Annotated in this window: 13 protein-coding genes; 5 read left to right on the forward strand and 8 right to left on the reverse strand. The window is 37.0% G+C overall.

All coding sequences use genetic code 11. From position 1 onward, the window contains the following. Both IQ247_RS27830 and IQ247_RS27835 read left to right on the forward strand, forming a co-directional pair. On the forward strand, positions 1-1,032 hold a 1,032-nt coding region (locus tag IQ247_RS27830), incomplete at its 5' end, for a sensor histidine kinase (protein ID WP_193924938.1). A gap of 333 nt (positions 1,033-1,365) precedes the next feature. After that, a complete protein-coding gene (locus IQ247_RS27835; protein ID WP_193924940.1) occupies positions 1,366-2,217 on the forward strand; it encodes a DUF2267 domain-containing protein in 852 nt (283 codons plus the stop codon). Positions 2,218-2,394: 177 nt separating this feature from the next. On the opposite strand, the gene IQ247_RS27840 is transcribed toward IQ247_RS27835, so the two are convergent. Further along, positions 2,395-3,513 (reverse strand): tetratricopeptide repeat protein, encoded by a 1,119-nt coding sequence (locus tag IQ247_RS27840; protein WP_228060103.1) that lies wholly within the window; start codon positions 3,511-3,513, stop codon positions 2,395-2,397. 88 nt (positions 3,514-3,601) lie between these two features. Continuing rightward, the gene (locus IQ247_RS27845) at positions 3,602-4,240 is read right to left on the reverse strand and encodes an RNA polymerase sigma factor (protein ID WP_193924942.1); all 639 of its coding nucleotides are present in this window, start codon (positions 4,238-4,240) and stop codon (positions 3,602-3,604) included. Positions 4,241-4,440: 200 nt separating this feature from the next. Between IQ247_RS27845 and IQ247_RS27850 the strand changes: the two genes are divergently transcribed. Next, a complete protein-coding gene (locus IQ247_RS27850; protein ID WP_193924944.1) occupies positions 4,441-5,025 on the forward strand; it encodes a glyoxalase-like domain protein in 585 nt (194 codons plus the stop codon). A gap of 100 nt (positions 5,026-5,125) precedes the next feature. Here IQ247_RS27850 and IQ247_RS27855 read toward each other — a convergent pair whose 3' ends face one another. The 3 genes from IQ247_RS27855 to lysS all read right to left on the reverse strand — a co-directional run bounded on the left by IQ247_RS27855 (position 5,126) and on the right by lysS (position 8,114). Further along, on the reverse strand, positions 5,126-5,587 hold the full coding sequence (locus IQ247_RS27855) for a hypothetical protein (protein ID WP_228060104.1): 462 nt from the start codon (positions 5,585-5,587) through the stop codon (positions 5,126-5,128). Between the two features lie 192 nt (positions 5,588-5,779). Then, complete coding sequence (locus tag IQ247_RS27860; RefSeq protein ID WP_193924948.1) at positions 5,780-6,475, reverse strand: hypothetical protein; 696 nt, start codon at positions 6,473-6,475, stop codon at positions 5,780-5,782. 112 nt (positions 6,476-6,587) lie between these two features. Continuing rightward, positions 6,588-8,114, reverse strand: a complete 1,527-nt coding sequence (lysS, locus tag IQ247_RS27865) for a lysine--tRNA ligase (protein ID WP_193924950.1) — start codon at positions 8,112-8,114, stop codon at positions 6,588-6,590. Positions 8,115-8,451: 337 nt separating this feature from the next. On the opposite strand from lysS, the gene IQ247_RS27870 reads away from it, so the two are divergent. Further along, complete coding sequence (locus IQ247_RS27870) at positions 8,452-9,402, forward strand: SDH family Clp fold serine proteinase (protein WP_193924952.1); 951 nt, start codon at positions 8,452-8,454, stop codon at positions 9,400-9,402. 116 nt (positions 9,403-9,518) lie between these two features. Here the strand turns inward: IQ247_RS27870 and IQ247_RS27875 are convergent, their stop codons facing one another. Continuing rightward, entirely contained in the window at positions 9,519-10,481 is a 963-nt protein-coding gene (locus IQ247_RS27875; RefSeq protein WP_193924954.1) for a M48 family metallopeptidase, read from the reverse strand. Positions 10,482-10,772: 291 nt separating this feature from the next. Here IQ247_RS27875 and IQ247_RS27880 point away from each other — a divergent pair, with 291 nt between their 5' ends. Continuing rightward, positions 10,773-12,326, forward strand: coding sequence for an ATP-dependent DNA helicase (locus IQ247_RS27880; protein ID WP_193924956.1), 1,554 nt, complete (start codon positions 10,773-10,775; stop codon positions 12,324-12,326). Between the two features lie 304 nt (positions 12,327-12,630). Here IQ247_RS27880 and IQ247_RS27885 read toward each other — a convergent pair whose 3' ends face one another. Both IQ247_RS27885 and IQ247_RS27890 read right to left on the reverse strand, forming a co-directional pair. Continuing rightward, positions 12,631-12,837, reverse strand: a complete 207-nt coding sequence (locus IQ247_RS27885) for a hypothetical protein (RefSeq protein WP_193924957.1) — start codon at positions 12,835-12,837, stop codon at positions 12,631-12,633. Positions 12,838-13,260: 423 nt separating this feature from the next. Beyond that, the gene (locus tag IQ247_RS27890) at positions 13,261-13,410 is read right to left on the reverse strand and encodes a hypothetical protein (RefSeq protein ID WP_193924958.1); all 150 of its coding nucleotides are present in this window, start codon (positions 13,408-13,410) and stop codon (positions 13,261-13,263) included. Positions 13,411-13,564 lie beyond the last annotated feature (154 nt).

A 13,564-nucleotide genomic window follows, 5' to 3' on the forward strand; every position in this document is an offset into this window, starting at 1 on the left:
GGGGGACAAGGGGATGGGGGAGAGATGGAAACTGTTTCTCCGATGTTGTTACGACAAGTGACTCAAAGAGTACAAGTTGGACGAGAAGTTTTAGGATATTTGCGGGTGAGTCATCCTTGGTTTGAAGTGACAAAACCTAGTCGTCAGTTAATTGCTGACTTGGCTTTTGGTATTTGTTGGATGCTACTTTCTGTGGCTGCTAGCGGATGGTTTCTTGCGGGGTTAGCAATGCAACCTGTACGAGAATCTTATCAACATCTGAAGCAGTTTACCGCTGATGCTTCTCACGAACTTAGAAGCCCGATCGCACTAATTCAAACTAATGTACAAGTTGCTCTGGATGAGTTGGAAGTAACTCAAGCACAAGGAGCTAATGTAGAACATTATCAACAACAGTTAAGAGTAGTAGAACGATTAACGCAGCGTCTTGGTAAATTAGTCAATGATTTACTATTTTTAGCACGTCAGGATAGTGGAATTAGCGCTTACGAATTTTCTGATTGTCCTATAGATGCTTTGTTAATGGAAATAGTTGAAGAACAAAAATTATTAGCTGCGGAAAAAAATATTACCCTTTGCTTGAAATTAATTGAATCTCCGCAAACTGAAACTAATCCCGAATTGCTTGATGATTGGTTTACTTTAATGGGTAATTGGGAACAATTAGTACGTTTATTTACTAATTTGATTAGTAATGCTTTACGCTATACCCAAGAAAACGGCAAAGTAGAAGTTGAATTAATGCGTGCGGAAATTACAAACCGCTCCCTACTACAAATAAAGGTAAAAGATAACGGTATTGGTATTCCATCTGAAGCTTTACCGCGTTTATTTGACCGTTTCTATCGAGTAGATTCAGCACGCAGCCACGGTTCAGGAAATACTTTTACTAAAAATACTGCTGGTTCGGGTTTAGGATTAGCTATCTGTCAAGCAATTATTGAAAATCATCAAGGAATTATAAAAATTGCAAGCAATCTTGGTGAGGGTACAACAGTTACTGTTACTTTGCCAATTATTCTTGAGTCTTAATTGTTTACAGTAAAAATGTTTCAAATAGCAGATACAAATTATTTCTCGTGACAGATGTACATGAGTAACTGTACCTATTAACGTGGTTAACAAAGCTTGAAGAAAATAATCAATTGTTAAAAATTCATACCCATCATAATTAATGCGCTGGAGTACTAGTAGTGCTTTTGATTAGTTATGCGGGGTTGTAGAGACGCGAAATTTCGCGTCTCTACATGGTTTCGCGGATAAATGAACCCGTCAGAATAAATGAAAAAGACTACTAGTTGACTTTTGATGATAATTTCTTCAGCAAAAATCTCTGTATAAAAATAAAAATTTCAGGAGGATTCAATGCCTATTAATTTAAGAGAAGATGTAGCCTATATTATACTCAAAAAAATTAAAGATACTGGTGGTGAAGGAAAGCATGAAGTCGATTTTAATCAAACTGACTTTACTGGTCGAGGATTAACGGAAAGTGACTTTTTAGGTCATTTAGATTATCTCAACCAAAAGCAGTATATTAAAGCTGATTTTTCAGGGAATGCATATGCAAATCAAGAAGATGTTCCCAGTGCAGTTAATCCTAAAGAGTTTGATTTAAGAGTTGCCAACTCTTTCGGTGCTGAAGATGGTCCGCTTCCTCATTTAATTGCTTTTGAAAAAGCAGAATTGACTGAAAAAGGACAAAAGTTACTGGAAAAAATGGAGCAAAATCCTCCTAAAGATTTAGATAAAGGACCAAGTATTCCAATTGCAACCAAAGATATGCCCTTTTTAGAAAAGGTCATGCTTAAGGGCGGTTTAAATGATATCTTTGATGCTAGAGATATAAGCGAAGTAGTATTCCGTACTATGCGGGATATGATGACTACGGAAGCATCCGAACGGGTTTCTCAAGAATTGCACGAACCAGCAGAAATCACGAAGGATAAAGCTTTGCAAAATGAAATTGCTGATTTATGGAAAGATACTAACCCTATCGTGGCTTTCTTAAGTAGAGTTCGTCCACCTCTTAAAATTAAATCTGACACTTTCTTATTCCGTATTCGTCAAGAAGGGAGTTTACAAAGAGATGTAGATGAAAAAATGGTAGTTAAAGCCGTATTTTCAGCTACTAAAGATGAATTGTCTCCAGAAAGAATTAAAGAAATTGAGGAATTTTTACCTGAGAAAATTCTTCAATTATGGCAAGAAGCTTGATGTTAAAAGTTAGGAGTTAGGAGTTGGGAGTTAGGAGTTGGGAGTTAGGAGTTAGGAGTTATTGAGAATTTAGATCCTCGACTTCTTGAAGAAGTCGGGGATTTGAACACCGTGATTTCGATACATACAAATAGAATTGCTATATGATTTAAAACCCGACTTCTATTTAAAACTTATTTATTTTTTCGACATTGGGTTTTTTTTCATCATTTGAGTCACTCTATCCCTTAGTAACACTTCTTTTCTAGTATCTTCGAGGGTTTTAGCTAAGGTAATTGCTCTTTCATAGAAGTTACCAGCAGTAGAGTAATTACCTAGTTTCTCGTATAGTTGAGCATAGGATTCAAAGGTATTTAATTCTTCCTGGGGGCTGCGTAATTCTTTCGCGATCGCCAGACGTTTTTCTAATAAATCAAAAGTACGGTTGTACCGTCCTACGGAACTATGAGCAGTTACTAATCCATCGATTGCTCGTAGTTGATTCAGATTATCTCGTGCTGTTTTTGCAATTCTGAGAGCGGTTCCATAAGTACCAATTGTGTCTTGGTAAGTACCAACAGCACTGTAAGCTTCACCTAGATTATTAAGGGTGTTTGCTTCACCTATAGGGTCGTCAACTTGTCGGCGGTAATTAAGAGCATTTTTGTACAATTTGACTGCTTTATTATAATCTCCTAATCTTGCTGCGGCTAATCCTAAATTACTCAAAGATAGTCCGTATCCTTCATTACTATTAAGATTTTGAGCGATTCTAAATGCTTGTTCAAAAGTTTGGGAAGCAGTTCTAAATTCGCCTTTTTGTAGCAGTAAAGTACCAATGTTATTTAAAGCAAAAATCTGACTTTGAAAATCCTTAGTGTCGCGGGCGATCGCCAAACGTCTACGAATTGCATCTTCAGCTTTTTTATACTGCTTTAACTGTATGTAACCTTTGCCTAAAAATTCATAAGTTAAACCAAGTGCATTCAAATCACCGATTGAATGATAAATTTCTAGTGCTTGCAACAAAGACTTAACTGCTTTATCGGGATTTCCCTCAATATTTTGTCTTTCACCCAAACGTAATAAAGTATCCGCTTCATCTCTCGATTTGAGTAAGACTTTGCCATTAATCGACGGACGATGCAGTTGTTCAGTAATATCAGTAGCAGTGGCAACTGTAGGACTTAACAAGAAGCAAAATAGTAAAAAATAAAAAGTATGATGCAACTTCCAAGGTAATTGCTTGCCAACATTATGGGATATTGATGATTGAAATTTAGCTTTTGCTAGTAGATTCCACTGTTTCATATTCATCTAAATTTTCCGTGAAAATAAATTTTAAGTAAAAGAATTTACAAAAAAGGAAATCATTACCAGCAAAAATCAATTAATTTAAGTATTTTTACGCAGATATCGGCTGAAGAAAATTTTCACCCAAATATATAGCACGGACATCTGCTGGTAATTTTTCTTCTAGCATACGATAACCTTGTTGGAGAAAATTTGCTACTTCATTTGGAGAAATTGTTTCACCTTCAGCTTGTAAATAAGCAGCAATTCTGGTTTCACTCCAGTGGAAAGTTTGAGCCATTAAGACCATCAATCTTAACATTGGTGGTAATTGGTCTAATGCTTGCTCTACGTAACACCACAGCGGTGGAGAAGTAGTCTTCAAGGAATAATGAATGCTTTCGGTGGGTGGTAGTTCCGTTTCATTGATACAATAAGCAGTCATGTTAATCAGCCAGTTTTGTAAAGTCAAAGCTGGAGTACCTGGTTCTGTACTTTCTAGATTAACTGCTCCGATTTGGTAGTAAATATGCCGCCAAGTCATCGCAAATAAATAATCGGCTTGTACTGGCGATCGCGCTGAATGCATAATCAAGGTATAGACGATTGGACTGTATCGGCAGAAAATTGCTGTAAAATACCTTCCAGCATCTGGATGCTGACAAAACAAAGCGATCAATTCTTGGTCACTTTTATGGAACAGTGATTTGACCAAGGGATGGTTGGATTCTGGGAAATGAGGAATTTGCACAGTCTTTTTTGGTCTATGTTGCTAGAATTATTTGAGAAATGTATATTTTTTCTTAATGGCATAATATCTTGGTGTTGATCGATTTAGTACGAAATGTTTGATTAAAAGTTTTCATACAATATAAGATAAGCACGATTTTTATTTAAGTCTGAATTGACAAAAACGAAAAACAATTTTCTGATATATTTATTAATTTGTTCATGGTTATACCAATTGACTTGATAGCTTACCTGTTTACTCCGACTACTCTAGGTTCTTTTCTGCCATTGGACAGCTTGTTCTCCACTCAAGGCATTATGGTGATGCTACTAGCAGCGTATGCTGGTGCAATGTGGATGTTTCTTACCAGCGCTCCCAAGGTACATACTGTGATGGTGTCGGATTTGGAGATTGCTAGGGATTTGTACGAAGGATTGTTAGATTTACCGGCAGCGGAAGTACCTTTGCACTATTATTACAATTATGAACAAACAATAGGTGCAACAGGTATTGATCCGATGTATTTAGGCAGCAGCCCTACTTATGCAAGTAGGATGAATGCAGCTACTGAAGGACTCTGGTATCAATTGAAAAAGAATACTCAACTCCACGTGATTACTGGGGCTAATTTAGGTACCAAAAGTCAACAGCGTCACGTATGCTTTGACCGTGAGTGTCTGGAAATGATTTTACTACGAGTAGAAACGCGGGGTTTAAAATTTAAAATTCGCAATCGCAAACCGTTGAATTTTTTACTAAAAGATTACGAAGGGCGTGTTGTTGAAATGGCAGAAGTAGCTAATTAAATTAAATTTAAATTAAATTACTAATGTGGAGACGGGGCGTATTGCTACGTCTCCTCCAGTAATCTGAAATCACCACTTGTTATTTCGATTCAACAACCCATTACCGACTAATTTCAAACATACATTCCAACCTCTTAACTAATTGTTGCGCTAAATCTAATAAATCTACAGCATCGCTTTCGGAAGCAAAACCCCGATTATCAGCATAACTAGCGCTTTCTACTAACATAGTTTTGATGGCAAATACTCGATTTTCTACTTCAGAAAGCCTGAGACAATCTTCTAACTGAGTCGCTATTTCTTGTAGTGATTTACCTCGTGACTGCTTTCTGACGCTGACAGCTACCCAATCATCACTTTCGAGAAAAGTAGTAACTGATTCTACAAAATTGGTTTGGGTAATTTCGTCGTCATCCCACTTTTCTAACCAATCTCCATCAACATCCTCAGCATATAAATAAGCTGCTTCTAACCCATATCTAACTATGTCATTTTGTAATTTTTGAGCTGCTTCTACAGATTCTATAAACTTATCTAATCTCTTTTGAGTGTCAATTGACATTTCTTTAACCATTCTGACTCAAAGTACTAAGAAATCTTGCCTTCAAACAGTTATCAGTTATCAGTTATCAGTTATCAGTTGCGACGGTGTATAGCCGGAGATCACCTAGGAAGCATATTAATAGATTATTGTTGACTGTTGACTGTTGACTGTTGACTGTTTACTGTTCACTGTTGAGTGTTAAACAATTCGCTAAAAATTAAATGTTAAATAAATACCCGCTTCAAGATTATCGCTGTTATACAGCGTTACATTAACTATCCTGTCTACAAAATCAGTCACACCCGGATTGTAACTTAATAGTAATCCTTTATCTATCTTCCAGAAGCGCAAGGTGGATTCCCAATTATGAGATTTTTCTTGAAAAAATTCTTCACTTAAGCTAGTGAGTTGAACGCAAAGAGATTTATCGTACTTACTACTTACAATTATATCAGTCGCCATTGAAAGGTCGGCAATATATCTTTTTACAACAGTACCTCCACGACGTTCAATATTATTTACAATAGATGCAATTAAATCAGCGTCTTCCCCAGAAAATTCACCAGACATTAACTTTTGTCTCCAAATATAAAATTTAGAGTCATTTTCGTTGAGCCATTTGGGGAATAAGTAGCTGTACCAAAATTTCAAACTCGGTTTGAGAGCATTAAAAGCTGCTTGCTGTTCTTCGTAGGTGGGTAAAGATTGAATTCTCAGCCAAGCTTCAGCATCTCTTATTACTTGTTCTAAAAATAAAATGACAAATTTCTTTGCAGTTAAGGAACCAGGTTTTAAGTCTTTTACCCAACGGTTTATTTCATCTAATCTGCTTGCTAAATTTGGGTCTACTGTAGATGCTTCCCTTATCAAATATTTTAACCTATTTTTGATATCTTTTGCTTGCAAAAAATCATATCCCTCGCATCTTAAAATTAGATTTAGCTTTCCGATTTCATTAACTATATACAAAGATAAAGTAAAAATGGTGCGTTAGGCAATACCAAACGCACCTAAAATATTATTCCGTAGGGTTTGCTGATTCAGGTTTTTCTGGCTTGAGCAGGGGAAAGGCGATAACGTCGCGGATACTTGCCGAATCAGTTAATAACATCACCAATCGATCGATGCCAATACCCAAACCACCAGTAGGAGGCATCCCGTATTCTAAAGCGGTGAGGAAATCTTCATCAACACCTTGAGCTTCCAAGTCACCCGCAGCTTTTTTCGCTGCTTGTGCTTCTAAACGCTGACGTTGATCGATGGGATCGGTAAGCTCGGAAAAACTATTAGCAGTTTCTCTGCCGACCATATATAATTCAAATCGTTCCACTAAACCGGGTTTAGAACGATGGGGTTTTGCTAAAGGTGAAATTTCAACAGGGAAATCAGTTACGAATATCGGTTGAATCAGATTTTCTTCGACTTTTTGTTCAAAGGCTTCATTAAGAAGTTTACCCATAGAAGGGCAATCATCTATACCTTGAATATCGGCATTTTTACAGGCGACTTTGGCTTGTTCTAAACTTTGAAAAGAATTAAAATCAACACCAGAATATTCTTTGACTAATTCATGCATGGTGACTCGTTTCCAAGGAGGAGTTAAATCAATTTCAGTTCCTTGGTAATTAATTTTCAGCGTGCCGATAACTTCTTCACTGACAGTAGTAATAATACCTTCCGTCAAATCCATCATATCGTTGTAGTCGGCGTAAGCTTGGTAAAGTTCGATGGTAGTAAATTCTGGATTGTGACGAGTGGAAATCCCCTCATTGCGGAAAATTCGTCCTAATTCAAAAACTTTTTCAAACCCACCGACAATTAACCGCTTCAAATGAAGTTCGGTAGCAATGCGTAAATACAGCTGCATTTCCAGCGTATTGTGGTAAGTGATAAATGGGCGTGCATCTGCCCCCCCCGCTTCACTTTGCATTACCGGAGTTTCAATTTCAATAAATCCCCGCTCGTCCAAATAACGACGAATCCCAGCAGTAATCAAAGCCCGACGACGAAAAGTTTGTCGCACCTCTGGATTAACAATCAAATCAACATAACGCTGACGATAACGTTTTGTAATATCAGTTAATCCATGCCATTTGTCGGGTAAGGGTAACAGAGATTTAGTCAGCACAGCATATTGCCGAACGTAAACCGATAATTCGCCCTTTTCAGTCCGTTTAATAGTTCCTTTAGCTCCGAGAATATCGCCGATATCAGTAAGCTGCTTCAAATTTTGGAACGCCGCAGCATCAATATCAGCCATACTTTCAGAAATACGCTTCTTTTCTAAATAAAGCTGAATAGTCCCAGTTTCATCCTGCAAAGTGAAAAAAGCCAACTTACCCATGACACGACGAGCCATAATTCGTCCCGCGATCGCCACTTCAATGTCAGCAACTTCTTCACCGTTAGCTAAATCGGCGAATTTTTCTTGTAACTCAGCAGCATGATCAGTTAGTTCCCAAGTATAAGCATAGGGATTCATCCCCTGCTGTCGTAACTGTTCTACTTTTTCTAGCCTCGTGGCACGGATATCTTCTTCCGACATGGTTTACGAACTTACGAACGGCAAGCTTTCATTATAATTCTCTGCTCGCATTCTACATTGAGAATAATTGGGATCGGCTTTTTGAATGGGATTATAAATTATGAATTGGCAAAATTATATTCACGCCGATTCTGAAGTTTTACTGGGAAAACCGACGGTGAAGGGAAAAATTGTATAGCGGAAATTATTCTCTGCCATCAAGTGCCTATTGTGAGCAATTCTACTCGAACATCACATTGTATTTTTTATATCTTTAAATTCAGAAATAATTAAGTAATAATTCGATAACTTATGCGTCAAAAGTATGCAAGCTAAGTTACAAATATAAATTATTACTATGGAAAACAAAAAGCAATTAATCAGATGCATTGAGTTTATTTCAGAGGAACTTGATGCAGATGCGTTTTTATATAGTGCTGAAATTACAGATATAAACGCTGATACATTAATAAATGAAATTAAAGAAACATCACCAAAAAGAGATAATATAGTCTTAATATTAACTACTTATGGTGGAGACCCAGATGCAGCTTTTAGAATTGCTCGTTATATAAAGAGAAAATATCAGAAATTTACTTTATTTGTATTTGGTTCTTGTAAAAGTGCTGGTACTTTATTAGCATTGGGAGCAGATGAAATAGTCATGTCCGACTTTGGTGAATTAGGTCCTCTGGATGTGCAAGTTACCAAAGATGATGATTTTAGAAGTGAGTCTGTATTAGATATCCAACAAGCATTATCTGTAATTGGCTCCCAAGCTTTTGAAATGTTTGAAAGTTATTTGTTAAAGTTAATTTCTGGGACTCAAGCCCTAATAACTACAAGAACAGCAGCAGACATTGCGAGTTCTATGGCTGTAAATTTATTATCCCCAATTTCCAGCCAAATTGACCCGCTAAGATTAGGCGAAATGAATAGATTAATGAATATTGCTTTAGCTTACGGTCAAAGATTAAAGCCCGAAAGTATTGAAGTCATCAAAAACCTCATTTATAACTATCCTTCTCATAGTTTTGTAATCGACTATGAAGAAGCTAAAAAATTATTTGATGATGTCAGAGAACCAATGGATTTAGAATATGAATTAGAAGAAATGATATTGCCTTTGGTACGAAAACCTTCATCTCAAGAAATAATTTTGAATCTAGAAAAACTCAACGAAGAATATGCAGAAAATTCAGATAGAAATCACCCAAATCGGGAAAGAGTTACGCAAGAATCAGTTTCTTCAGACCATGGAAAGAATGAAGCGGTTGAAGGAAATATCTTACCCTTTGATAAAAAGTAGTCAAATCAAAGATAATTCTGTTATTTCTCCAAAGACTATATTTAAAATTTTGCAAAAGTAGTAAAATTAAAACTTTACCTGGCGATTTAATCGAACATTTTAAATCGCCAAATTCACTACTCACGTTTAATTTGATTAATTTCTTGCTGTAACTCTTCTATTTGTCGTCGCAATTTTTCAACTTCTTGGTTTTGGTTGCCTTGCGGTTTAACATTAACTGCACCTGATGCCGCTTCTTTCTGATAATTACCTTGCTTAATTTGCTGATATTCTGGCGATACTGCCCATTTCCGAAGAAAATGTATGCGTTCTACTGCAAAAGGATGACTAAGCATTACCCCTTGAGCGCCGTTATACATCAAAAATTTATACACTTGATTGAGTCCATCTTCATCAAGAGCTTGATAATTTTCTGACTGACGAATAAATTCTTGTAAACTGCATTCATTAGCATATTTATTACTACCTCCAGAAATTTTCATCATCGACGACATCACCGTATTTAAGTCATCTGTGACTAATAATGCGGCGCGATCGGCGGATAATTCGGCTTTACGTCGCCATTCAAAAAAAGCATAAATCAAACCGCTGCTAACTATGTTACCAATACCAAAAGTTAGTTCCCCGACAATAGAAGCGGCATTCATCGCCCACATTCCCATTTGAATTAAAATAGTATGACCACATTTAATATGTCCTAGTTCGTGAGCTAGCACAGACCTAATTTCGGCTTCGTTGAGCAAATCTAAAATTCCCGTGTTGATGACGATGTAAGGATGCTCCTGCCCCAAAGCATAACTATTTGCAACGGGATTCTGCTCGACAAAAAGTTTCGGTTCTGGATAAATATCCAAATCTCGCACGCATTCCCGAAATATTTGATAAATAGTGGAATATTGTCGTGGTCCAACTTCAATGGTGTTACCCATTAAATATACTAGTTGCGGACGTTCGTAGATAAATTCCACAAATTTACGAGCAATAAAATCAAACCCTGGTAAACCTCTGAGGGTTTCTTCCGCTTGTCGATCCAAGGGATGTTTAAAAGCTTCGCTGGAAATTCCTTTATAAGTTGGCATTATGGTTAAGGTAATAAGTTATTTGTTAGCAATAGGTGTATAAGTCAAATGCGATTCTAGTGGATAGTACATCCGCGCTCTCCCTGGGTTACATAATTTGTAATAGTCCATTCACCTGTACAAAAAAAATGTTTAATCGTTTGTAGTGTAACAATTAGGTATGAAACACTGCGGCTTAAAAACCGACAACGTAATATAAAAGAGGATAAGAACTGTTTAAAACAAAATTTTAAAGAAAGACTTAATTTTCATGTTTAACTAGCAACTCACTATGTATGGGATTCAAAGCGCGTGATTGAAGCAGAAGTTCATTTATCGCTACATAACTTTTTGCGATCGCAACAAGGTTTTCCTTCTTGGCCGCATCATTTGACGATGGCACGGTTGGTAGCACGCGCCTTGAGGGTAGGACGTAGCGCTTTAATTCAAGTAGGGGCTGCTTGTGGTTATCAAGGTCAGTATCGCACTAGTTTTGTTGCCTCGGCTCTAATGTGGCATGGGGCTGTGATTATTGTGGCGACTCAAACCGTACAGCAACGTTTGTTACAAGTAGAAATTCCCAGACTACAAAACTGGTTAAAAGTCAATAAATCGATAATAGTAGGCGATAGTTTACCGCTTGGTGATTTTAACGGAATTTTCATCGTGTCTCCCCAAGCTTGGTTAGCACAACAGTTGAGTTCTACCAATAAATTTCCTCCAGATATTCCTACAATAATTGACGGTGTGGATGATTTGGAAGATTGGATACGAGAACAACTTACCGTGAGTATTCAACCCGCCGATTGGGAACAGTTAATGCTGGCTTGTCCTTCGTTTACTTCGATAATTCGCACTAATCGGGTGCAGTTAACAAAGGAAATTTTTCAGCATCCCGCGAATCCCTACGAATGTTATTTAATATCCGAACAAGAAGAAGAAATTTTATGCCGTCTTTATTCAAGTTTAGATTTAAATATCCTTCCTGAACCTTGGAAAAAGTTTTGGCAATTGTTTAAAAGCAGGCATGAAATTGCTGCTAAATCTTCGATTTCACCTCCTTTACTTTGGGTGACTATTAGCCGCCGTCAAGGTTTATTCTCTTTACATTGCGCTCCAATTGAATTGGGAAAAATTCTCTCGCCGATTTGGCAGCGACAACCTGTGGTATTAGTGGGTTCTGCTTTGGAGCCGGAAACTGAAGCTACATTATTTCGTCAGCGTTTGGGGTTGGGAGATTTGACTTGCTTAAAGTTTTCTCACGACAATCAAAATCAAGCTATTCAACTTTACATACCCAATAAATTACCCTTACCTAATACCCCAGAATTCAAAGCTGTTTTTATTCATCAAGTTCGTACTTTGGTCTGTTTGAGTGCAACATCGCCTGGTTTAACGGTAATTTTGGTAGGAGATGTACCCCTAAAATCTCAGCTAGGGGCAATTTTGGCTTCAGAATTTGGTACGCGGGTACAGGTAGATAAAACTTGTTTGGATGAAAATGGTATTTTAGTTTGCGGTTGGGAATTTTGGCGCGAACATCAAACGGTGTTACCTTCTGCACAAATGTTAATTATTGCTACTTTACCCCTACCATCTTTAGAAAATCCTTTGGTAGCCGGTAGAGTCTCTTACTACAAGCATTCCCATCAAGATTGGTTCCGTTTATATTTATTACCCACAGCTTTAAATGAACTACAACGGGCTGTTGCTCCTGTAAGAGATTCCAGCGGAATTGTAGCTTTACTTGATAGTCGAGTCATTTATCGCAGTTACGGCGCTCAAGTTCTTGCAGCCCTCAGCCCTCTTGCCCGGATTAATTATTTAGATCCAAGTTTGTTTTCTAGTTCCAAGGAAGAATCTTAGTGGTTAGTGGATGGTGGTTAGTGGATGGTGGTTAGTGGTTAGTGGTTAGTGGTTAGTGGTTAGTGGTTAGTGGATAGTGGTTAGTGGATAGCGGTTAGTGGTTAGTGGATAGTGGTTAGTGGATAGTGGATAGTGGTTAGTGGATAGCGGTTAGTGGTTAGTGGATAGTGGTTAGTAGAAATTAACAACCATCAACCATCAACCATCAACCATCAACCATCAACCATCAACCATCAACTATCAACTATCAACTATCAACCATCAACTATCAACCATCAACTATCAACTATCAACCATCAACTACTTAATAAGCTAAATTTTCTAAAGTTTCTCGTAAATACCGCTGTACCTGCTCATCTAAACCCAATTGCTCAATTTGTGAGCCAGATTGCACTTGCTCTAGCTGCCAGCGTTGAAAACCAGAACTAATTGCGATCGCCTGCTTGAGATTATTCCAAATGTCGGTATCGCCTTTCAAGTCGCCATTACTTTTAACTGTGAAACTACTCATAATTATTTGAGCCTCCATTCAATTTTTTTTATTAGTACAACATTTTTTATGATTACTTTTTGTTTAATTACTTACACCTATTCTATATTTGAATATACTCGTAATACTCTGTGGCGGTATAAAATTATGGACTTATAAATAAATATTTTGCAATCTTCTTTACCTGGGAGACAAGTAAATTAATTAGAAATCAAAAGATAAAATCTAATTTTATTGAATGATTAAATTATTGAATATTTTTTAAGTTAATGCTTAAATTACGGATGTTTCTGTTACCAGTGCTACTAAAATTGTGGAATCGGCATCCCTGCCCGTCCGAATCTGCCTCATAAACATTAAATATGCTGTATTTGTCGTAGTTTACTTCTGCAAAGGGTTTGTTACTGTAAGCTAAATTCTACCCATTGCTAGACAGATTTACTCCTAAATGTCCACATCTTGAATTAATTCATCAACATATTTTCTTAGCCGTTCTTGCCAGTCAGGGACGGTTTTAAGCTTTTCCCTAACTCCTGGTAAAACTTTAAACTGCACTGGATTTTTATCAAAAGCTATGACGGTATTTAGGTTCAAACTTTATTTTAGCCATTCTAGCAAATTTCATTAAAATCTGGTATACTAGATATTATACATCATTGTTAGGTCGAAACAATGTTACTTTCTGTCAAAGTTGAGCTAAAGCCAAACAACAAACAAGTTACGCAGTTTCTTAAGGCTTCAGGAGTTG

Source organism: Plectonema cf. radiosum LEGE 06105, assembly GCF_015207665.1.
In the GTDB taxonomy this organism is placed as follows: domain Bacteria; phylum Cyanobacteriota; class Cyanobacteriia; order Cyanobacteriales; family Nostocaceae; genus Rivularia; species Rivularia radiosa_A.